The organism is Rhizobium viscosum, from assembly GCF_014873945.1.
Classification (GTDB): Bacteria; Pseudomonadota; Alphaproteobacteria; order Rhizobiales; family Rhizobiaceae; genus Rhizobium; species Rhizobium viscosum.
On sequence record NZ_JADBEC010000001.1, the window covers coordinates 222,425 to 242,349 of the forward strand.

At 59.5% G+C, this 19,925-nt stretch carries 20 protein-coding genes and 1 pseudogene; 15 read left to right on the top strand and 6 right to left on the bottom strand.

Annotation, left to right across the window (positions count from 1 at the left end; genetic code table 11):
* The first annotated feature begins 28 nt into the window (after positions 1-28).
* The 4 genes from H4W29_RS01145 to H4W29_RS01160 all read left to right on the top strand — a co-directional run bounded on the left by H4W29_RS01145 (position 29) and on the right by H4W29_RS01160 (position 5,009).
* Positions 29-1,480, top strand: coding sequence for a cryptochrome/photolyase family protein (locus tag H4W29_RS01145; RefSeq protein ID WP_192727320.1), 1,452 nt, complete (start codon positions 29-31; stop codon positions 1,478-1,480).
* Complete coding sequence (locus H4W29_RS01150) at positions 1,477-2,814, top strand: NAD(P)/FAD-dependent oxidoreductase (protein ID WP_192727321.1); 1,338 nt, start codon at positions 1,477-1,479, stop codon at positions 2,812-2,814. The genes H4W29_RS01145 and H4W29_RS01150 overlap by 4 nt, the downstream gene beginning before the upstream one ends.
* Positions 2,811-3,671, top strand: a complete 861-nt coding sequence (locus H4W29_RS01155; protein WP_192727322.1) for a DUF1365 domain-containing protein — start codon at positions 2,811-2,813, stop codon at positions 3,669-3,671. Before H4W29_RS01150 ends, H4W29_RS01155 begins: the two co-directional genes overlap by 4 nt.
* A 78-nt stretch (positions 3,672-3,749) precedes the next feature.
* Positions 3,750-5,009 carry an SAM-dependent methyltransferase gene (locus H4W29_RS01160; protein WP_192727323.1) on the top strand — a complete coding sequence of 420 codons (1,260 nt, stop codon included), beginning with the start codon at positions 3,750-3,752 and terminating at the stop codon, positions 5,007-5,009.
* Here the strand turns inward: H4W29_RS01160 and H4W29_RS01165 are convergent, their stop codons facing one another.
* Positions 5,010-5,843 carry an SDR family NAD(P)-dependent oxidoreductase gene (locus H4W29_RS01165; protein ID WP_192727324.1) on the bottom strand — a complete coding sequence of 278 codons (834 nt, stop codon included), beginning with the start codon at positions 5,841-5,843 and terminating at the stop codon, positions 5,010-5,012.
* A gap of 98 nt (positions 5,844-5,941) precedes the next feature.
* Positions 5,942-6,601 carry a ChrR family anti-sigma-E factor gene (locus tag H4W29_RS01170; RefSeq protein ID WP_192727325.1) on the bottom strand — a complete coding sequence of 220 codons (660 nt, stop codon included), beginning with the start codon at positions 6,599-6,601 and terminating at the stop codon, positions 5,942-5,944.
* Between the two features lie 210 nt (positions 6,602-6,811).
* Here H4W29_RS01170 and H4W29_RS01175 point away from each other — a divergent pair, with 210 nt between their 5' ends.
* From H4W29_RS01175 to H4W29_RS01195, 5 genes are all read left to right on the top strand, one after another.
* Positions 6,812-7,852, top strand: a complete 1,041-nt coding sequence (locus H4W29_RS01175) for a cysteine synthase A (protein ID WP_192727326.1) — start codon at positions 6,812-6,814, stop codon at positions 7,850-7,852.
* Between the two features lie 6 nt (positions 7,853-7,858).
* Complete coding sequence (locus tag H4W29_RS01180; protein ID WP_192727327.1) at positions 7,859-8,596, top strand: alanyl-tRNA editing protein; 738 nt, start codon at positions 7,859-7,861, stop codon at positions 8,594-8,596.
* Positions 8,597-8,614: 18 nt separating this feature from the next.
* Positions 8,615-9,484 carry a 3-mercaptopyruvate sulfurtransferase gene (sseA, locus tag H4W29_RS01185; RefSeq protein WP_192727328.1) on the top strand — a complete coding sequence of 290 codons (870 nt, stop codon included), beginning with the start codon at positions 8,615-8,617 and terminating at the stop codon, positions 9,482-9,484.
* 4 nt (positions 9,485-9,488) lie between these two features.
* Positions 9,489-10,049, top strand: coding sequence for a GNAT family N-acetyltransferase (locus H4W29_RS01190; protein ID WP_192727329.1), 561 nt, complete (start codon positions 9,489-9,491; stop codon positions 10,047-10,049).
* Positions 10,050-10,146: 97 nt separating this feature from the next.
* Positions 10,147-10,656 carry a DUF1203 domain-containing protein gene (locus H4W29_RS01195; RefSeq protein ID WP_192727330.1) on the top strand — a complete coding sequence of 170 codons (510 nt, stop codon included), beginning with the start codon at positions 10,147-10,149 and terminating at the stop codon, positions 10,654-10,656.
* A 16-nt stretch (positions 10,657-10,672) separates the two neighbouring features.
* Here H4W29_RS01195 and ald read toward each other — a convergent pair whose 3' ends face one another.
* The gene (gene ald / locus H4W29_RS01200; protein WP_192727331.1) at positions 10,673-11,791 is read right to left on the bottom strand and encodes an alanine dehydrogenase; all 1,119 of its coding nucleotides are present in this window, start codon (positions 11,789-11,791) and stop codon (positions 10,673-10,675) included.
* 157 nt (positions 11,792-11,948) lie between these two features.
* On the opposite strand from ald, the gene H4W29_RS01205 reads away from it, so the two are divergent.
* The 4 genes and pseudogenes from H4W29_RS01205 (at position 11,949) to H4W29_RS01220 (ending at position 15,896) form a co-directional block, all read left to right on the top strand.
* Positions 11,949-12,410, top strand: coding sequence for an Lrp/AsnC family transcriptional regulator (locus H4W29_RS01205; RefSeq protein ID WP_007813006.1), 462 nt, complete (start codon positions 11,949-11,951; stop codon positions 12,408-12,410).
* Between the two features lie 69 nt (positions 12,411-12,479).
* Positions 12,480-13,361: a DMT family transporter gene (locus tag H4W29_RS01210; protein ID WP_192727332.1), complete on the top strand. Its 882-nt coding sequence runs from the start codon at positions 12,480-12,482 to the stop codon at positions 13,359-13,361.
* An 87-nt stretch (positions 13,362-13,448) separates the two neighbouring features.
* A pseudogene (locus H4W29_RS01215) lies at positions 13,449-13,763 on the top strand (PilZ domain-containing protein); the annotation flags it as partial.
* Between the two features lie 144 nt (positions 13,764-13,907).
* A complete protein-coding gene (locus H4W29_RS01220) occupies positions 13,908-15,896 on the top strand; it encodes a bifunctional 2',3'-cyclic-nucleotide 2'-phosphodiesterase/3'-nucleotidase (RefSeq protein ID WP_192727333.1) in 1,989 nt (662 codons plus the stop codon).
* A 41-nt stretch (positions 15,897-15,937) separates the two neighbouring features.
* On the opposite strand, the gene H4W29_RS01225 is transcribed toward H4W29_RS01220, so the two are convergent.
* Entirely contained in the window at positions 15,938-16,495 is a 558-nt protein-coding gene (locus tag H4W29_RS01225) for a DUF2087 domain-containing protein (protein WP_192727334.1), read from the bottom strand.
* 189 nt (positions 16,496-16,684) lie between these two features.
* Entirely contained in the window at positions 16,685-17,653 is a 969-nt protein-coding gene (locus H4W29_RS01230; protein ID WP_192727335.1) for a LysR family transcriptional regulator, read from the bottom strand.
* A gap of 141 nt (positions 17,654-17,794) precedes the next feature.
* Between H4W29_RS01230 and H4W29_RS01235 the strand changes: the two genes are divergently transcribed.
* Complete coding sequence (locus tag H4W29_RS01235) at positions 17,795-18,409, top strand: FMN-dependent NADH-azoreductase (protein ID WP_192727336.1); 615 nt, start codon at positions 17,795-17,797, stop codon at positions 18,407-18,409.
* A gap of 49 nt (positions 18,410-18,458) precedes the next feature.
* Here H4W29_RS01235 and H4W29_RS01240 read toward each other — a convergent pair whose 3' ends face one another.
* Positions 18,459-19,037, bottom strand: coding sequence for a TetR/AcrR family transcriptional regulator (locus tag H4W29_RS01240; protein ID WP_192727337.1), 579 nt, complete (start codon positions 19,035-19,037; stop codon positions 18,459-18,461).
* A gap of 107 nt (positions 19,038-19,144) precedes the next feature.
* On the opposite strand from H4W29_RS01240, the gene H4W29_RS01245 reads away from it, so the two are divergent.
* Complete coding sequence (locus tag H4W29_RS01245; RefSeq protein WP_192727338.1) at positions 19,145-19,921, top strand: SDR family oxidoreductase; 777 nt, start codon at positions 19,145-19,147, stop codon at positions 19,919-19,921.
* Positions 19,922-19,925 lie beyond the last annotated feature (4 nt).

Genomic DNA, 19,925 nt, shown 5'->3' on the forward strand with positions numbered 1-19,925 from the left:
GACAGAGAGGCAAGACGGGGAGCAGCCATTGGCACGGGAGACTGTTGCAAGACCGGTAATCGTCTGGTTTCGCAAGGATCTGCGCCTTGACGATAACAAGGCCCTGCATGCGGCATGCGCATCGGGGCGGCCGGTCATTCCGCTTTATATCCAAGAACCTGGCGAAGACGGCACCGGGCCGCTCGGGGCAGCTCAGGCCTGGTGGCTGCATCATTCGCTGCATGCGCTCGATACAGCCCTCAGAAAACACGACGGCAAGCTCGTATTAGCCAGCGGTCATGCCCGAAATGTGCTGGGCGACATCATCAAGCGAAGCGGTGCGGAGGCGGTATTCTGGAACCGCCGCTACGATCCGCCGGGCACAGCAATCGACATGCACCTCAAGCATGGACTGGAAAAGCAGGCGATGGAGGTGCGCAGCTTCGCCGGCCAACTCCTGCATGAGCCGACGAAACTCAAGACATCAGACGGCACGCCCTATCGCGTCTATACGCCGTTCTGGCGAGCGCTCGAAGAAAGCGGAGAGCCGGAAACCGTCGATACGCCCCGGCACTTGCGCTTCCCCAAGCAGTTTCCTGCGTCTGAAACGCTCGCCTCCTGGAAGCTTCTGCCAAACAAGCCGAACTGGGCGAAATCCTTCCCCGACATGTGGACGCCAGGCGAAGCGGCGGCCCATGAAAAGCTCCAGGATTTCATCGAAAACAGACTTCAAGACTATTCTGCCGATCGGGATTTCCCCGGAAAGGCAGCGACCTCCCTGCTCTCTCCGCATCTGGCGTTCGGCGAGATTTCGCCGGCACGCATCTGGGAAGCGACAAAAGGCCTTTCCCGCAGCATCCCATCCGACAATATCGTAGGCTTCCGCAAGGAACTGGCGTGGCGAGAATTTTCCTATCACCTGCTCTTCCATTTTCCGGAACTGGCCAGAGACAATTGGAACGACAGTTTCGACGGCTTCGGCTGGCGGGAGGATGAAGATGGATTCCATGCCTGGTGCAACGGCCAGACCGGCTATCCCATCGTCGACGCAGGCATGCGCCAGCTCTGGCGCCATGGCTGGATGCACAACCGTGTGCGGATGATAACGGCCTCGTTTCTCGTCAAGGACCTGCTGGTCGACTGGCGCCGAGGCGAGGCCTGGTTCCGCGACACGCTCGTCGACGCGGACCATGCCAATAATGCGGCCAGTTGGCAGTGGGTGGCAGGTTCAGGCGCCGATGCTTCTCCCTTCTTCCGGATCTTCAATCCGGTTCTGCAGGGCGAAAAGTTCGATGCTGGTGGCGACTATATCAGGCAGTTCGTGCCGGAGCTCGAAAAGCTCGACGACAAATATATCCATCGGCCGTTCGACGCCCCGAAGAGCGTTCTGGAAAATGCCGGGATCACGCTTGGTGAAACCTATCCGGAACCCATAGTCGATCACGCCACGGCACGTCGTCGGGCGCTGAGGGTCTATAATGCCATAAAGGACGCAGCATGAACGCGCATGTTCCTTCGCTGCTACGCCGCCTCAGAGTCGCCGTCATCGGGTCGGGCATATCCGGTGCATCGGCCGCCTGGGCGCTCAATCCTGTCCATGACGTAACGCTCTACGAGAAAGATGCCCGGCCGGGCGGCCATACGGCAACGGTCGATGTCGACTATGACGGGCTGAACATTCCGGTCGATACCGGCTTCATCGTCTACAACGAACACAATTATCCCAATCTCACCGCGCTCTTTGCGGAGCTCGGCGTCGCCACGCATGCCAGCGACATGAGTTTTTCGCTGTCGCTGGATCAGGGCAGGCTGGAGTGGAGCGGCGGCGGGCTGTCGTCGATATTCGCGCAGAAGCGCAATCTGCTGAACCCCTCTTTCCTCTGGATGATCCGCGAGATCCTCCGCTTCAACCGGACCTGCCTGGAAGATCGGGCAGCCGGGCATCTGGCCTCGCGCTCGATCGGCGACTATCTCGACTGGCGCGGCTTCTCGCCTGGTTTCACCAACAACTATCTGGTGCCGATGGCGGCGGCGATCTGGTCGACGCCATCGGCGCGGATGCTGCAATTTCCCGCCGAGCATTTCGTCAATTTCTTCGACAATCACCGGCTTATCTATCGCCGTCAGCATCAGTGGCGTACCGTCACCGGCGGCAGCCGCAACTATCTGAAAGGGCTTCTGTCACCGCTCGGCGACAAAGTGAGGCTCGGCCGTGGCGTGCGTGGGGTGATCCGCGGCGACAAGGGTGTCACCCTGATCGACGAAACCGGCGGTGAGGCCTTCTTCGACAAGGTGATCTTCGCCTGCCACAGCGATCAGACGGCTCGGTTGCTGATCGATGCAACGGATCAGGAAAAGCGCTTGCTCACAGCTATCCCCTATCAATCCAACCGCGTTATCCTGTACCGCGACGCGAGCCTGATGCCGACGCGACACAAGCTATGGGCCTCCTGGAACTACCTGCGTTCGAGCCATTCCGACGGCAGAGCCGGTGTGGCCGTGACCTACTGGATGAACAGGCTGCAAGGCATAGACCCGAATTTTCCGCTGTTCGTCACGCTCAACCCGGACCGCGAACCGGAGAGCCGCAAGGTCTTTGCCGAATTCACTTACGAACATCCGCAGTTTTCCGCGGAAGCGATGGCCGCGCAGCGCGCGCTCGTTGCCATTCAGGGAAGAAACAATTGCTATTTCGCGGGCGCCTGGACCGGATATGGATTCCACGAGGATGGACTCGTCTCCGGTCTTGCGGCGGCCGAGGCGCTGGGCGGGATCACACCCTGGCGGACCGCCCGGCCCTCCTCCCGTGAAACCATACTGGAAGTGATAGCATGACGGCGTCCCGCAGAAGCCTCCACGCATCGAGGTATGGCGTCAGTGTGACGCGAAACGGTCCTCCACCGGATGCGGCGGCGGTGCTTTATGCTGGTAATGTCATGCATCAGCGCATGAAACCGTTCGGCCATCGCTTCCAGTATCGAGTCTTTTCGCTCTCTATCGATCTCGACCGGTTGGAAGAAGCTGGCGGCCAGTCGGTGCTGTTTTCGGTCAACCGAAGCAATCTCGTCTCGTTCCATGAAGAGGACCATGTAGCAGGTGGGAAGCTGCGCTCCTATGCCGATCGCCTGCTTGCGGACGCCTGTGTCGGGCGACCTGCCAAAATCCTGCTCGTCTGTTATCCGCGGATCTTCGGCTACGTCTTCAATCCGCTTTCGGTCTATTATGCCTATGACGACAGGGATGCCTTGCTTGCGCTGATCTACGAGGTGCGCAACACATTCGGCGAGCGGCATAGTTATGTCTGCCCTGTCGAGGATGATGAAATTTTCGAAAGCGGTCTTCGCCAGACCTGCGACAAGCTCTTTTACGTCTCTCCCTTCATTGGTATCGGCATGCGCTATCATTTCCGCATGCTGCCGCCCGGCCAGGAAATCCGCTGGCGCATCCTGGAAACCGATGCGGAAGGACCGCTTCTTGCCGCAACGTTCGCCGGCCGGAAAAAGCCGCTGACTGGCCGGACGCTCTGTTATCTTCTCGCAGCCATTCCCTTGCTGACTGTCAAGATCATGACGGGGATTCACTGGGAGGCCCTGAAACTCTGGCTCAAAGGCGCCATTTACGTTCGCCGGCCACCACCTCCCCCACCTGTCAGCGTGAAGCCGGCAAGCCGGCTTGCGGAAGCTGCCGAATGAATCTAGCGTTTGCTGCAATCGCCGGAGGAGAGGCGCAAGCATTGTCCTGACCGGCCTAAAAATACGGGAGGATGGACGGTGAGCAATGGACAGGATTTGAACCAATCTGCCCGCGACGCGGTGACGCTGACGGCGGAAAATATTTCACGGATTGTCAAAGGCTTGCCCTTTAAAGCGAAGCTCGCGCTGCGCGGCCTGATGCGCATGCAGCGCGGTTCCCTTGCCGTCACCCTGCCCGACGGGCGCAACGTATTCATCAAGGGTAAGGCTGCCGGACCTGATGCCGCGTTGACGCTTCGAAACTGGAACCTTGCCGGCCGTGCGCTGACCAGCGGCACGATCGGGGTGGCCGAGACCTACATGGACGGCGATTGGGACAGCCCCGATATCACCGCCTTCCTCGAGTTGTTCCTCGTCAACGGCGAGGCCGCACACAGCTATGCTCACGGCAAGGGCGGTGTCGGCCGCTTCGTCGAGCGCATCCGCCATTGGATGAACGCCAACACCAAGACGGGGTCCAAGCGCAATATCTCGGCCCATTACGACCTCGGCAACGACTTTTACAGGCAATGGCTCGATCCGAGCATGACCTATTCCTCGGCGCTCTATTCGACCGGCGCCAATGACCTGCAATCGGCACAGAACGCAAAATATCGGGCGCTCGCCGAAGCGACCGGCATCAAGCCCGGCGATCATGTGCTGGAAATCGGCTGCGGCTGGGGTGGCTTTGCAGAATTTGCGGCAGGCGAGTTGAATTGCCGGGTAACGGGACTGACCATCAGCCGCGAGCAGCTTGCCTTCGCGCAAGCGCGCATCAGCAAGGCGGGGCTCAGCGACAGGGTCGATTTTCGCTTTCAGGACTATCGCGACGAGACCGGGGTCTACGATCGCATCGTTTCCATCGAGATGTTCGAGGCTGTTGGTGAGAAATACTGGCCGGCCTATTTCTCCAAGCTGAAACAATGCCTGAAGCCGGGCGGCAAGGCTGGGCTGCAGATCATCACCATCCGGCCCGAGGCCTTCGCGCAATATCGCAGCAATCCGGACTTCATCCAGAAATATGTCTTCCCCGGCGGCATGCTGCCGACGCGCCACCACCTTGCAGAACTCGGCAAGAAAATGGACTTGTCACTGGTCAGGGACTTTGGCTTCGGCCTCGACTATGCCCGTACGCTGGCAGAATGGCGCGAGCGCTTCTGGTCCGTCTGGCACAGGCTGCGGCCGATGGGTTTTGACGACCGGTTCAAGCGGCTCTGGGAATTCTACCTCTTCTACTGCGAGGCAGGCTTTCGCGCCCGCAATATCGATGTGCGGCAGGTGGTCTTTTCGCGACCTTGATCACTCGGCCGGATGCGGCGTCACCGGGCGGTGACTGGAGTTGGCAGGCCGCTCGCCCCAACCGGTGAAGCGGTTCACCAGTGCGAAATAGAGACCGTAAGGCAAGATCCGCAGGAACTTCAGCACATAGGTGAAGCGCCTCGGGAAAGTGATCTCGAAAGCCTGTGACTTAAGGCCCGCCGCAATGCGCTCCGCCGCCGTCTCGGGCGAAACCAGTGCCGGCATGTGAAAGGCATTCTTGCGCGTTGCCGGCGTATCGACGAAGCCCGGATTGATAAGCTGGATGCGGATGCCGATCTTGTCGAGATCGAATTTCAGGCTTTCGGCCATGTTGATCAGGGCAGCCTTGGTCGCGCCGTAAGCGGCGCTGGTCGGAAATCCCGTGTAGCCCGTTACCGAGGAAACGATGGCAATCTGCCCCTGCCCCTTCGCCTTCATGTGGCGGATCGCCGGCAGCAGGCAATTGACCACACCTGACAGGTTGACGGCAAAAGTCTTCTCGAAATCGGCTCGGTGCAGATCCTCGCCATGGACGGGCCGATAGACGCCAGCACAGAGGATCGCCATGGCGAGCGCACCGTGCTCATATTCGATCGAGGCCATGACATGTTCCATGTCTTCGGCATCGGTCACATCGCCGTCGAGCACGATGATGCTGCCGGGCAATCCGGCCGCCTCGAGCTGCAATTCCACCAGTTTTTCGTGATTGCGGGCGGTGACGGCGACCCTGTATCCCTCGCCCGCGAGCTTCAGCGCCAGCGCTCGGCCTATTCCGGAACTCGCACCGGAAATCCAGACGATACCATGTTCTGGATGGGCGATGAAATTACGCATGACACTTCCTCCGGTCTGCCGGTTTGAACACGAACACAGGCCCGGAAGCTCCTCATCTCTCCCGGGATCATGGCTCTATCACGGCATTGTGGCTGCTTTCAGCCGATGAGGTCGCCGATGATCTGCCGGAAGGAGCCGGTGAGCTTGATCGGGCCGTCTGAAACGGCAAAGGCGATGCAGGGCCGGTCCTTCTCGGCGACGGGGCGATGGTCGACGGTGGCATCCGCAACCGAGATATCCCCCGGCCCGAAACGGCCGCGCTCGTCGCGAAAAGCGCCATCGAGGATGAGGATCAGTTCCATGCCCGCATGCGTATGGGCAGGCAGTGCGCGACCCGGCCGTATCCACATCAGGCTGACCTCGCAGCCGTCGATATCGGTCGCATATTCCTTGAAGCCCGGAAGGCGCTTACGCCAAGGCACGTCATCAGCTTCGAAACCGACGAGGTTGCGCAAGGCGCGCGGGAAAAGAGCACCCTGCGGACGTGAGGGGAGCTTCGGAGGGGCAGCAGGAGCCTTCGAGCCGAAGATTGCCGCAAGCTTCGCATCGCGGTCGCTGATCGGGCTTGATGGCGTGCTCTCCAGAGCGTATCCAGCCAGCCGTTCGAGGTCAGCCACCAGGCCGCGATTGTCCGGCTTCATTTCGAGATGAGATTCCACGAGCACGCGGGCCGGCTCCGGAAGGGAACCAGCGACATAATGCGCCATCAATGCATCGATCGTGTCGATATGCTCGTGAACCATGTCAGATTCGGTCACGCCTTGTTCCTGCGCCCGTGCTTGCTTTGTCGTCATCCATACGCCGAAAGTCAATCTTCGGATCACTGCTTGCCTGGGCTCTGCGAAAGGCTGGAAAAGGAAGACTAATTTTATCGTGGGCTTAGAAGGCATGGAATAGGATTTCTTGCCAATGCCGCCTTGTGAAGGGAAAAGACCGTTCCTAAACTATGCGTAAACGAGGCAGATTCCATGACCTTCCACCCCTCCGTAATCGAGGCTATCGGCAACACGCCCCTCATCAAGCTCAAGGGTGTTTCCGAGGCGACCGGCTGCACCATTCTCGGCAAGGCCGAGTTTCTCAATCCCGGCCAGTCGGTGAAGGACCGAGCGGCGCTCTACATCATCCGTGACGCCGAGAAGAAGGGACTGCTCAAGCCTGGCGGCGTCATCGTCGAAGGCACGGCGGGCAATACCGGCATCGGCCTGACGGTCGTCGCCAAGGCGCTCGGCTACCGCACCGTGATCGTCATTCCGGAAACCCAGAGCCAGGAAAAGAAGGATGCCCTGCGCCTGCTTGGGGCCGAGCTCGTGGAAGTTCCGGCGGTTCCCTACAAGAACCCGAACAATTACGTAAAGGTTTCCGGCCGCCTGGCCGAACAGCTTGCCAAGAGCGAGCCGAACGGGGCGATCTGGGCGAACCAGTTCGACAATGTCGCCAACCGCCAGGCGCATATCGAAACCACCGCGCCAGAGATCTGGAAAGATACGGACGGCAAGGTCGATGGCTTCATCTGCTCGGTCGGCTCGGGCGGCACGCTTGCCGGCGTTGCGACAGGCCTCAAGGGCTTCAACAAGGATATCAAGATCGGCATTGCCGATCCCGAGGGTGCAGCGCTCTACGAATTCTACGCGAACGGCACGTTGAAGTCCGAGGGCTCGTCGATCACCGAAGGCATCGGCCAGGGGCGCATTACCGCCAACCTCGAAGGCTTCATGCCTGATTTCTCCTATCACGTCACTGATGCCGAGTCGCTTCCCTACCTCTTCGATCTCGTCGAGCGCGAGGGTCTGTGCCTTGGCGGCTCCACGGCGATCAACATTGCCGGTGCGGTTCGCCTCGCCAAGGATCTCGGCCCCGGCCACACGATCGTGACAATCCTCTGCGATTATGGCAACCGCTATCAGTCCAAGCTCTTCAATCCGGATTTCCTTTCATCGAAAGGCCTGCCCATTCCTCAATGGATGGTCGGCTCGACGGATATCAAAATACCCTACGAACCCGCAGCGTGAGCCTCCATGCCAGTCAATGCCCTCTACCGTGACGACTTCTATCTTTCCACATGCGAAGCGGTCGTCACGGCCGTTCACGAGGACGGGGGTATCGAGCTGGATCAGACCTGCTTTTACGCGGCATCGGGCGGGCAGCCGGGCGATACCGGCTTCTTCGAACGGGCTGACGGCTCCAAAATAGAGCTTGGCCAGGCAAAACACGGCGCAGCCAAGGACATCGTCATCCACGTGCCGCTGGAAGGCCAGGCGCGGCCTCAGATCAACGAGAAGCTGGTACTGCACATCGACTGGCCGCGCCGCTACAGACTGATGCGCATGCACACGGCCTGTCATCTTCTATCGGTCGTCTGCTCCTATCCGATCACGGGGGCGGCGGTCGGCGAGGATGAAAGTCGCGTCGACTTCGACATGATCGATACGATCGACAAGGACGAGGTGACGGCCAAGCTGATGGACCTCGTCAATCAGAACCATCCGGTCTATCTTCAGTGGATTACGGATGAGGAACTCGCCGCCAACCCCGGCATCGTCAAATCGAAGAATGTGCGTCCTCCTGTTGGCCTTGGCCGCGTCAGCCTCGTCTGCATCGGGGAGAATTCTGCCGTTGACAGCCAGCCCTGTGGCGGCACGCATGTTTCGGAAACACAGGAAGTCGGCCAGATTCATATTGCCAAGATCGAGAAGAAGGGCAAAGAGAACCGGCGCTTTCGCATTCGCTTCGGCACGCCCGGCGACGATGCCTGATATTTTGGGGAGATCATCATGAGCGACACCAAGAGCCGTTTCGTCGTCTCGGCCGACTGGCTGCAGGCTGAACTCGGCAAACCCGACCTGCGCGTGCTCGACGCGTCCTTCTATCTTCCGGCGCAAAAGCGCGATGCGAATGCGGAATATGCCGCCGGCCATATTCCAGGCGCCATCCGATTCGACCAGGACAAGATCGCCGACCATTCGACCAACCTGCCGCACACGATTCCTTCTCCCGATTATTTCGCCGCTGAAGTCGGCAAGCTAGGCATCAGCGAGAACAACCGCGTCGTCGTCTACGATGGCATCGGCATGTTTGCCTCGCCGCGCGTCTGGTGGCTGTTCCGGGTGATGGGCGCAAAGAACGTCTTCGTGCTCGATGGCGGATTGGACGGCTGGAAAGCCGAAGGACGACCGCTCGAAGCCGAAGTATCGCACTATGCTCCGGCGACGTTCAAGACGAACTACGATGCCAGCCGCGTCGTTCATCTTGAGCAGATGCGCGATATCGTTGCGAGCAGCGCCCTGCAGATCGCCGATGCCCGCAGCGCCGGCCGTTTCGCCGCCGCCGAGCCCGAACCGCGCGCAGGCATGCGTTCCGGCCATATGCCAGGCGCGCGCAGCCTGCCATCAGGCGTCTTTGCCAATCAGGGCCGTTTCAAATCGCTACCGGAACTGAAGCAAACGATTGAGGATGCCGGCATCGACCTTTCCAAGCCGGTCGTCACCTCCTGCGGATCGGGCATTACCGCCGCGATCATTACTTTGGCGCTGGAATCGCTCGGCCATACCGACAACAAGCTCTATGACGGCTCCTGGAGCGAATGGGGCAGCCGCGAGGACACACCCGTCGTCATCGGCCCACCGGAACCGGTCAAAGCCTGACGCCATGGGAAAGACGCCCGCCTCGCTCAAGGCCCATATCACGCGGCTGGAAATGGTCGCTCCGCCGAAGGCAAGCCTGCCCGTGCCGGTCAACATCCAGACGGCAATCATGCGCGCGCCGGGTATTCCCCTGGCCTTCTATCGCTATCTCTACCGGCAGGTTGGCGCGCGCTGGCAGTGGGTCGACCGGCTAAGGATGAGTGACGAGGAACTGACAACAACGCTGCATGACAAGCGCAACAATATTAGCGTGCTTTACGTCAACGGCGCCCCTGCCGGCTTCTTTGAATATCTCTGCGAGGACGAGGATACGATTGAGCTTTCCCATTTCGGGCTCTTCGAACACGCACTCGGCCTAGGCATCGGCAAATGGTTCCTGCTCCAGGCGCTCTACGCGATCTGGACGCTGAACCCGACAAAGGTCACGACGACCACCAATAATCTCGACCATCCGCGGGCATTACAGCTCTATCAGATGTTCGGTTTCTCGCCGGTTTCCACCGGCACCGGGATCGTCAGGCCATTGAGTGACAAGGAATTGCTGGAAATAGCCAGGAAAGGCTGATCGCGTTTGCACACCGCCTGCTATTCGAAGCAAGAATCGGGTGGCTTGGGTGAGCGTCAGCGCGGAAACTATGGCAAAGCTCACAAGGAGATTTGCCATGACCAGCATTCAGTTTTCCGCCATGCCGACAACAGATGCAGAAGCGCTCTGGAGCGGCGGCCGCGATGCCTATGATCATTTGCCTGAGACGATGATATCCGATGGTCCAGGCCATCCCTGCCGCCACTGCTTGCGAAATATCGGTGCCGGAGAAGAACTGCTCGTCTTCGCCTATCGGCCCTTTCCGGAACTGCAGCCCTATGCCGAGACCGGACCGATCTTCGTGCACAAGCAGCCCTGCAAGCGCTATTCCGCCGAAGAGGTTCTGCCTCCGGTCCTGACGACAAGCCCTGATTTCATTGTGCGCGGCTATGGCGAGAATGACAGGATCGTCTATGGCACCGGCGCGGTCACGCCGATAGAGATGATCCCTACTTATGCGACCGAACTGCTAGCGCGGCCCGGCGTCGCCTATGTGCATGTGCGCTCGGCGCGCAACAATTGCTATCAGTGCCGGATCGACAAAGTAAAAGCGCCGGCCCTAGCGGAAACCGGCGCCTTTATCTGACCTAGAGTCAACTGGTTTACGCTACGTTCAGGGCGCTTTCCGGCGCGACAGCTTCATAACCAAGCGCGTCGGCGACCGGCTTGTTGGTGATGCGGCCCCTGTGGACGTTCAAACCGTTGCGCAGATGCTTATCTTCGGCAATGGCGCGCAGGCCGCGGTCGGCGAGTGCAAGGCCGTGGACGAGTGTCGCATTGTTCAGCGCGTGGGCAGATGTGACGGGAACGGCGCCCGGCATGTTGGCGACGCAATAATGCACGACGCCGTCGACGACGTAGGTCGGCTCGGAATGGGTCGTTGCATGCGAGGTTTCGAAGCAGCCGCCCTGGTCGATGGCGACGTCGACGATGACGGAGCCTTTCTTCATGCCCGAGAGCATTTCGCGGGTCACAAGCTTCGGCGCGGCGGCACCGGGGATCAGCACCGCGCCAATGACGAGATCGGCGGAGAAGACTTCCTCTTCCAGCGCCTGAATGCTGGAATAGCGCGTATGGATACGACCGCTGAAGATATCGTCGAGCTGGCGCAGGCGCGGCAGCGACTTGTCGAGAATGCTGACATCGGCACCGAGACCGGCAGCCATCTTGGCTGCGTGCAGACCGACGACGCCGCCGCCGATGATCGCAACCTTGGCCGGGAGAACGCCGGGCACGCCGCCGAGCAGGATGCCGAGGCCGCCATTGGCCTTCTGCAGCGCGGTTGCGCCAGCCTGGATGGAAAGACGGCCTGCGACTTCGGACATCGGCGCCAGGAGCGGCAGACCGCCGCGATCGTCGGTTACCGTCTCATAGGCGATTGCGGTAACGCCGGAGGCGAGTAGACCCTTGGTCTGTTCCGGATCGGGCGCAAGATGCAGATAGGTGTAAAGGAGCTGACCGTCGCGGAGCTGCGCCCATTCCGACGGCTGGGGCTCCTTGACCTTGACGATCATGTCGCACTTTTCGAAGATATCCTTGGCTGAGGCGGCGATCTTCGCGCCAGCAGCCACATAGGCGGCATCATCGGCACCAATGCCGGCACCCGCCTTCGTCTCCACCCAGACCTCGTGGCCGTGGGCGACATATTCTCTTACCGAAGCCGGCGTCAGACCGACGCGATATTCATGGTTCTTGATTTCCTTCGGGCAGCCGACACGCATTCGCGTTCCTCTCATTATGTCCGCGTTCCGCGGAGCGTTTTCTTGACCCTCAAATCCAACCACCACAGCCACGAAATGTCCTTGCAAAGAGGATTTGCGTTTCAGCAAATTTTCGAAGATTATTGTGTTAACCGTCCATTTTTCGAAGGTTCTTCGAATGTCTGACCTCGATAGTATCGATCTTGCGATTCTAAGGGCGCTGCAGATCAATGCCCGTATCACCAATGCGGAGCTCGCCGACAAGGTGGGACTATCACCTTCTGCCTGTTCGCGGCGGCTCGATATTCTTGAAAAGAGCGGTGTCATCGGCGGCTATCATGCCAGGCTTTCGCACAAGGCGCTCGATTACAAGATGATCGCCATCGTGCACATCTCGCTATCCGGCCAGTTCGCCAAAACGCTGTCGGAATTCGAGGCCGCAGTGAAACGCTGTCCGAACGTGCTCGTCTGCTACCTGATGTCCGGCGAATACGACTATATCCTGCGCGTCGCCGCTCGTGATCTGGAAGATTATGAGCGCATCCATAGAGACTGGCTTTCGGCGCTGCCGCATGTGGTGAAGATCAATTCCAGCTTTGCGCTGCGCGAGATCATCGACAGGCCGAATGTCGGCCTTTGAGGCCTTGCAAAGCCCTTGGAATCCTGCCCTAGCTTGACGTTGCGGATGTCTCCGCTTCAACGGCAAGACATGAAATCCAAGACCCACGGCTATATCTTCCTGCTCCTCGCACTGACGATCTTTTCAGCGCAGGACGCGATCTCCAAGCATCTTGGTTCAGCCTATTCGCCGATCTTCGTGACGATGGTGCGCTATTGGGCCTTCGGTCTGTTCACCGTGGTCCTGGCGGCGAAAATGCGCGGTGGCATCGCCGCCACCGCCCGCACGAAACATCCCTTTCTGCAGATCTCACGCGGTGTTCTGCTTGCGGCGCAAGTGGTGCTGGCAATCACCTGTTTTGCGCTGATCGGGCTGGCGCATTCGCAGGCAATCTTTGCCGCTACCCCCATCATCGTCGCACTGCTTGCCATTCCACTGCTTGGCGAAAGGGTTGGCTGGCGCCGCTGGACGGCAATCGGCGCCGGACTTTGCGGCGTATTGCTCATCCTCAAGCCGGAGGGCGGGTTCTTCGACGTGAACCTGCTTCTTGCCGTCGTCTCGTGCGTCAACTTCGCGCTTTACGTGATCGCCACCCGCTACGTGAGCCGGCAGGATTCGGCGATGACGAGCTTTTTCTATACGGGCGTCGTCGGGGCTCTCGTCATGACGCTTGCAGGCCCTTTTTACTGGACGTCGGTTCAGGGCTGGGACTGGATGTGGATGCTGGCCGTCTGCCTGACCGGAACATCGAGCCACTACTTCCTGATCCGCGCCTATGACAGTCTCGATGCGGCCGCTGTCCAGCCGGTTACCTATATCCAGCTTGTCTACGCCTCGATCCTTGGCGTGCTCATCTACGGGGAGGAGCTGACGCTGAACATGATCGTCGGTTCGATCATCGTGGTCGCGGCCGGCATCTTCACGGTATGGCGCGAACATGTCGTGGCGCGGCGAGCGGTCGTGCCGAATTGAGACTTTCGCAGCAATTTTAAATAAGCGCCTAAAGGCATTTCAATCTTCCCTGCCTATGCTCCTCCCGAATTCGTCACGGGGATAGGCATGATACGCAATCTCAAGATCACGGCCCGCAAGGCCGACCGCAGGAGCTGCCGCGTTTTTGGCAAGATCCGTTATCTAAATAACCAGGTAGATGCCCGCATCCTTGATATTTCCGCTACGGGTGCAGCACTCGAAGTCAAGGCGCCGCTTTATGCGGCCTCGGGCAGCAAGGTCCGCATCGAAGCCGAAAATCTCGGCCTGCTCGAAGGCGTCATCCGCTGGACGCATAATGGTCGCGTCGGCATCCAGTTCGACGTGAATTCCAATGCCCGCGCGCTCATTGCCTCCTATTTCCGCTTCTTCCATCGCGAAGTGCCACGCGTTCGGTAAAGCTTTCCAGGATGGTGCCGCTTTGGCGGCATCGTCTTTGCCATTCTGTCATTTTCGCGATGTACTCCTTTGCCAATCATCCTAAGTTCATCGAACCGGGTGATGCATGATGTCAAAAGGAGTGTTTCCATGCCTTCCATTCTCGATGTGCCTGCAATGAGCCGTCGTTCCCTGCTCGGCGGTCTTGCCGCCACTTCCGCTCTGGTGCTGCTGCACCCGTTCAGTGCGCGAGCTGCGGCCAACCAGGCGCATCTGCGGCTGATGGAAACGACTGACATTCACGTCAACGTTTTCCCCTACGACTATTATGCCGACAAACCGAACGACACGATGGGCCTGTCGCGCACGGCAACGATCATCGACACGATCCGCGCGGAAGCCGTCAACTCGCTGCTGATCGACAATGGCGACGTGCTGCAGGGCAATCCGATGGGCGATTACATGGCCTACCAGCACGGCATGAAGGATGGCGACGTGCATCCGGTCATCAAGGCGATGAACACGCTTGGCTATACGGTCGGCACACTCGGGAACCACGAATTCAACTACGGCCTGGACTTCATGTTCAAGGTGCTGAACGGCGCGAACTTCCCCTTCGTCTGCGCCAACCTGACCAAGGGCCAGCTCGCCTCCGATCCGAAGCAGGACGATCTGTTCTTCAAGCCGTACATCATCGTCGAAAAGCAGATCAAGGACGGTGCCGGCAATGAAAGCCCGGTCAAGATCGGCTTCATCGGTTTCGTGCCGCCGCAGATCATGCTGTGGGACATCAAGAATCTCGAGGGAAAGGCGCAGACGCGCGATATCGTTCAGGCCGCCAAGGCCTGGGTGCCGGCCATGAAGGAAGCCGGCGCCGATATCGTCATCGCACTCTCCCATTCCGGCATCGACGGTTCCGGCCCGTCCGAGAAGATGGAAAACGCCTCGCTGCATCTCGCGGCTGTCGAGGGTATCGACGCGATCTTCACCGGGCATCAGCATCTGGTCTTCCCTGGCCCGAAAACCTGGGATGGGATTGCCAATGCCGATCCGGTCAAGGGCACGCTGCACGGTAAGCCCGCCGTCATGGCCGGCTTCTGGGGTTCGCATCTCGGCCTGATCGACCTGCTGCTGGAGAAGGACGGCAACAGCTGGAAAATCGTCGCCTTCACCTCCGAAGCACGGCCGATCTACCATCGCGACGACAAGAAGAAGGTGGTTGCCGACGTCGCTGACAAGAAGGAAGTGGTCGAGGCCGCCAAGGCAGAGCATGAGGCAACGCTTGCCTATGTCCGCACGCCTGTCGGCAAGACCTCCGCGCCGCTCTATTCCTACTTTGCGCTGGTCGCCGACGATCCCTCCGTACAGATCGTTTCGCAGGCTCAGACCTGGTATATCAAGCAGATGCTGGCCGATACGCAGTTCAAGGATTTGCCGGTTCTCTCCGCTGCAGCCCCCTTCAAGGCCGGCGGCCGCGGCGGTGCGGACTATTATACGGATGTTCCGGCCGGCGATATCGCCATCAAGAATGTCGCCGACCTCTACCTTTATCCGAATACGGTTCAGGCCGTCGCCATCACCGGTGCGCAGGTGAAGAACTGGCTGGAAATGTCCGCCGGCATGTTCAATCACATCGAGCCCGGCGCGAAGGATGCGGCTCTCCTCAACAACGACTTCCCGTCCTACAATTTCGATGTCATCGATGGCGTGACCTATCAGATCGACTTGTCGCAGCCGCCGAAATATGATTCGTCGGGCAAGGCCGTCAATCCGGACTCCAACCGAATCCAGAACTTGGCCTTCGAGGGCAAACCGATCGATCCGGCGCAGAAGTTCGTCGTCGTTTCCAACAATTATCGTGCTGGCGGCGGTGGCAGTTTCCCTGACATCGCCTCCGACAAGGTGATCTTCCAGGCGCCGGATACCAACCGCGATGTCATCGTCCGCTATGTCCATGATCAGGGCACGATCAACCCGTCCGCCGACGGCAACTGGACCTTCAAGCCCCTGCCCGGCACGACCGTCGTGTTCGAAAGCGGCCCGAAAGCCAAACAGTACCTCGCCGACGTCAAGAGCGTGAAGATCGAGGATGCCGGCGAAGGTGCCGAGGGCTTCGCGAAGTTCAGGCTGGTTCTCTAAAACCGCAGGGGCGCGGTTCCTTCAACCGCGCCCTTTTTTGCTCACGCAATTTCTGCCTCGGCTTCGATGCGACGAAGAAGCAGCCCGAGTTCAGCCGGCGGCTTCTTTTCGATCCGGCGATATTGCCTGCCATCGCGGGTGCGGTGGACAAGCCCGAAGTCGAAAAGCTCGCGGCGCAGCAGTGCGGCATCGCCGAAGAGATGCAGGCGACTTATCAAGTCGCTGATTTCACGCTCCGTCAGTTCCGCATCCGCTGGTATTTTCGACCACAAGAACCATAGGCAAAGCTCCTGCAGCCCCCTTCTGCCCGGCCAACGGATCAGTCGACCGTCGCCATCGAAATGGCGCGATGCCTTCAGTACGCGGTCTTCGTCCGGCAACGGCTCGGGATCCAGCTTCAAGCTCCAGTCCTTCAGGACTTCGGCAGACTCCGCAACACTGCGGAAATGCTGGTAGTTGCGATACCCCGCCGCGCGGGTTAGCAGATTGAGCATCTCGACATGGCTCGGCTTGTCAGCGAGCGCTTCGATCTGCTTGCGGAGAGATTTGGCAAAAGCCGAAAGATCGGCGATTTCCATTGGAAAGATAGATCTGGTCACGTCTTATCCTCAACGCGCCGTTCCCTCAAAAAGGTGTCGGTGGTCGCCGGCTTTCGACTTCGGCACAGGACAAGTGCTGATGATCTTTCTGAAGCAGGTTTAGCTTCCCTTGCGGGGACGGCGACGCCTCGGTGAACTGCAGACCGTGACGCCGTTATAGCAAAGGCCGGAAACCCGTCAAGCTTGCGGCTACTCTGCAGCCTCCGGCATCGCATGCAGTTCGTCGATGCCGAGCATACTGACCATTTCTCCGTGGCTCGGGCACATGGCGAGCCGCCTGCGAAAAGCCTCGACCAGCCACCTGCCGGCAGGGCCCGGCGGGCTGGCGGCCTTGTGCATAGCGTAGACCGGATACTCGCCCTGCTCGTAGGCCTCCAGCTTGATGGCGACCAGATTGCCCTTCATGATGTCGTTACCGACCAGAGAGACCGGCAAGCCACCCCAGCCAAGACCACCCTTGATGAGCTGGTGCTTGGTCGCAATGTCGCTGACGCGCCATGTCCTATAGGACAGAACATTGAAATCCCGCCCCTTAGTAAGCCCGGAGGCATCGGAGACCACGAGCTGGATCTCTTCGCGCACATCGGCTAGCGTCAAGGGCCTCTCGATACGCGCCAGCGGATGATCCGGCGCGACGACAGGAACCATGAAAGAATAGCCGATCTTTTCGGCTATCAGCGAATCTTCTTGCCTCACAAGCGCGCCGCCGATGCCGATATCGGCCTTGTCGTTCATCACCATGTCCATCACCATGCCGAGCTCACCGACATTGAGGTTCAGCGCAACACCTGGGAATTTTTCGCGAAATTCGCGTAGCACCATCATGACGGCATTGGCAGGCACCATGACGCTGATCGCCAGAGAAAGCTCGGCCTCCAGTCCCTGCTTGATGCTTTTCACACGAGCGCGCATAACCTCGAGGTCGGCCAGCATGCGACGGGCATCTTCCAGCATCGCCTTGCCGGCATCCGTCAGCTTCGGCTGGCGGGCGCCGGAGCGCTCGAAGAGCGGCACTTCAAGCTGGGCTTCCAGATTGGCGATCGTATAGCTGATCACCGACTGTGCGCGGTTCAGCACGCGCGAGGCGGCCGAAAAGCTGCCGGTTTCGGCGACCGTCAGGAAAACCTGCAATTGATCCAGTGTCGGGTTGGGAAGCATCGTCCATCCAATCCATCGATAATTTTGATCGACATTATCCCAGTTTTTTCGATACTGGGCCAGCCTTATTTCTTGTCTCGAACACAGCGGCCCATCGCTCCCAACCGGCTGCTGAACCGCAATTCGAGAGGAAATTCAACCATGTCTTCCATTCTTCTTCTGACGTCCAGCCCGCGTTCGGAGTCCCTTTCCACGTCGATCGCTGTTGAACTCGCCGATAAGCTCAAGGCTCAGAACCCCGGCAGCGTCGTCGTTCGCCGCGACCTTGCTGCAAATCCGCTGCCGCACATTGACGATCTCTTCACCGCCGCCATCCGCAAGCCGCCGGAAGCCCGCACGGCTGAGGAAGCTGTTGCCGTCAAGACTTCCGACGAGCTCGTCAACGAACTGCTCGCAGCCGACAGCATCGTCATCGGCACCGGCCTCATCAACTTCAATATCTATTCTTCGCTGAAGACCTGGATCGATAATGTGGCCCGTGCCGGCCTGACCTTCAAGTATACCGAAAGCGGCCCGGTTGGCCTCGCCACCGGCAAGAAGGTCTATGTCGTTCTCGCTTCGGGCGGCGTCTATTCCCAGGGTCCGGCTGCCGGCATGAACCATGCCGTCCCGTATCTGAAGTCGGTTCTTGGTTTCCTCGGCATTACCGACATTGAAACCATCTATGTCGAAGGCCTCGCCTTCGGCCCGGAAGCTGCCGAAAAGGCCATCGGCGCTGCCAAATCGCGGGTCGAAGAGCTTGCTCTTGCTGCCTAAGCTGTAAATTCAAAAGTTCCACTCGAGGGGCCGGCGCAAGCCGGCCCTTTCATTTTGCCGAAAAACCACCGACGAAGGACCGGACTGTTTCCAGGATTTCTTCAGAGAGTTTTTCGTCGTCGGCAATGCGTGCAAGGCCGACCGCACCCATCATCAGGCACGAGACGATGATTGCCTTGCGGCGTGCTTCAGCCTCGTCGGCCGCGTTCATGCGGCCTGTCATGTTTGCGAGATTCGTCTTCAGCTGTTCGGTGGCAAGCGAGCGGCATTTCTCGCCGCTGCGGGCAAGATCGGCGGTCAGCGCGGCAAAAGGGCAGCCGCCGCTTACGTCATCGCGATGGACCTCACTCAGGTAATTGGCGGAATATTCCGCCATCGGAATATCTGCCGGCGCCCTGCCCTCTGAGCGCACTTTCGCTTCCCAGGACCCGAAAGCCAGCTTCATGGCTTCCGCCACCATGTCATCGCGTGATGCAAAATGCTTGTAGAAGCCGCCGACCGTCAGTCCGGCCTCCTTCATCAGTTCGGCGACGCCGATACCCTCGAGTCCCTTTTCCCGCAGACGCCTGGAAGCAATTTCGACGATCCTGTCGTGCGTCTTCTGCTTTTCGAGCTGTGAATGGCCCATTGAAAATCTCCCGATAGACCGGCTTGACATATGTGGATTACGATCATAATCTTTGTGGATATCGATCATAATCCAGATCGAGAGATTTTCCAATAGGAGCCATTCCCATGCGTCTCAAGAACAAGGTCGCGCTCATTACTGGCGGCAACAGCGGCATCGGGCTTGCCACCGCCAAGGTCTTCGTTGCCGAAGGCGCGAAGGTCATCATCACCGGCCGTAACCCGGAAACGCTCGCAGCGGCCAAGAAGGCGCTTGGCGGTGATGTGCTGGCGCTGAAGATCGACCTCACCGACGTTGCGGCTGCGGAGAAAGTCTTCGCCGAAGCTGCTTCTGATGTTGGCAAATTCGATATCGTCTTTGCCAATGCCGGCATCGGCGGCGCGACACCGCTCGGCCAGACCTCGCTGGAACAGTTCGAAAGGATCATCAACACCAACCTGACCTCGGTCTTCTTCACGGTCCAGTCCGCGCTGCCGCATCTGAATGATGGCGCTTCGGTTATTCTCAACGGTTCCGTCCACGCCGTTCTCGGCGCGCCGGGCTGGTCGGCCTACGCCGCCACGAAGGGCGCCGTGCGCTCCATGACCCGCAACCTCGCCTCCGAGCTTGCGCCACGCGGCATCCGCGTCAATCAGGTAACGCCGGGCGGTACGCGCACGCCGATCTGGTCGCCTTATGCGCAGACGGAAGATGCGATGACGGCACTCGAAGAGAAGCTCGGGAGCATGAGCGCGCTCGGCCGCATGAGCGAGGCGGATGAGATCGCAAAGGCTGCGCTTTATCTTGCCTCTGATGATTCCAGCAATGTCACGGGTATTGAGATTACCGTCGATGGCGGCATGACGAGCGCTCCCTCCGGCGCCAAGATCTTCCGCGCCGCCTGAGCGG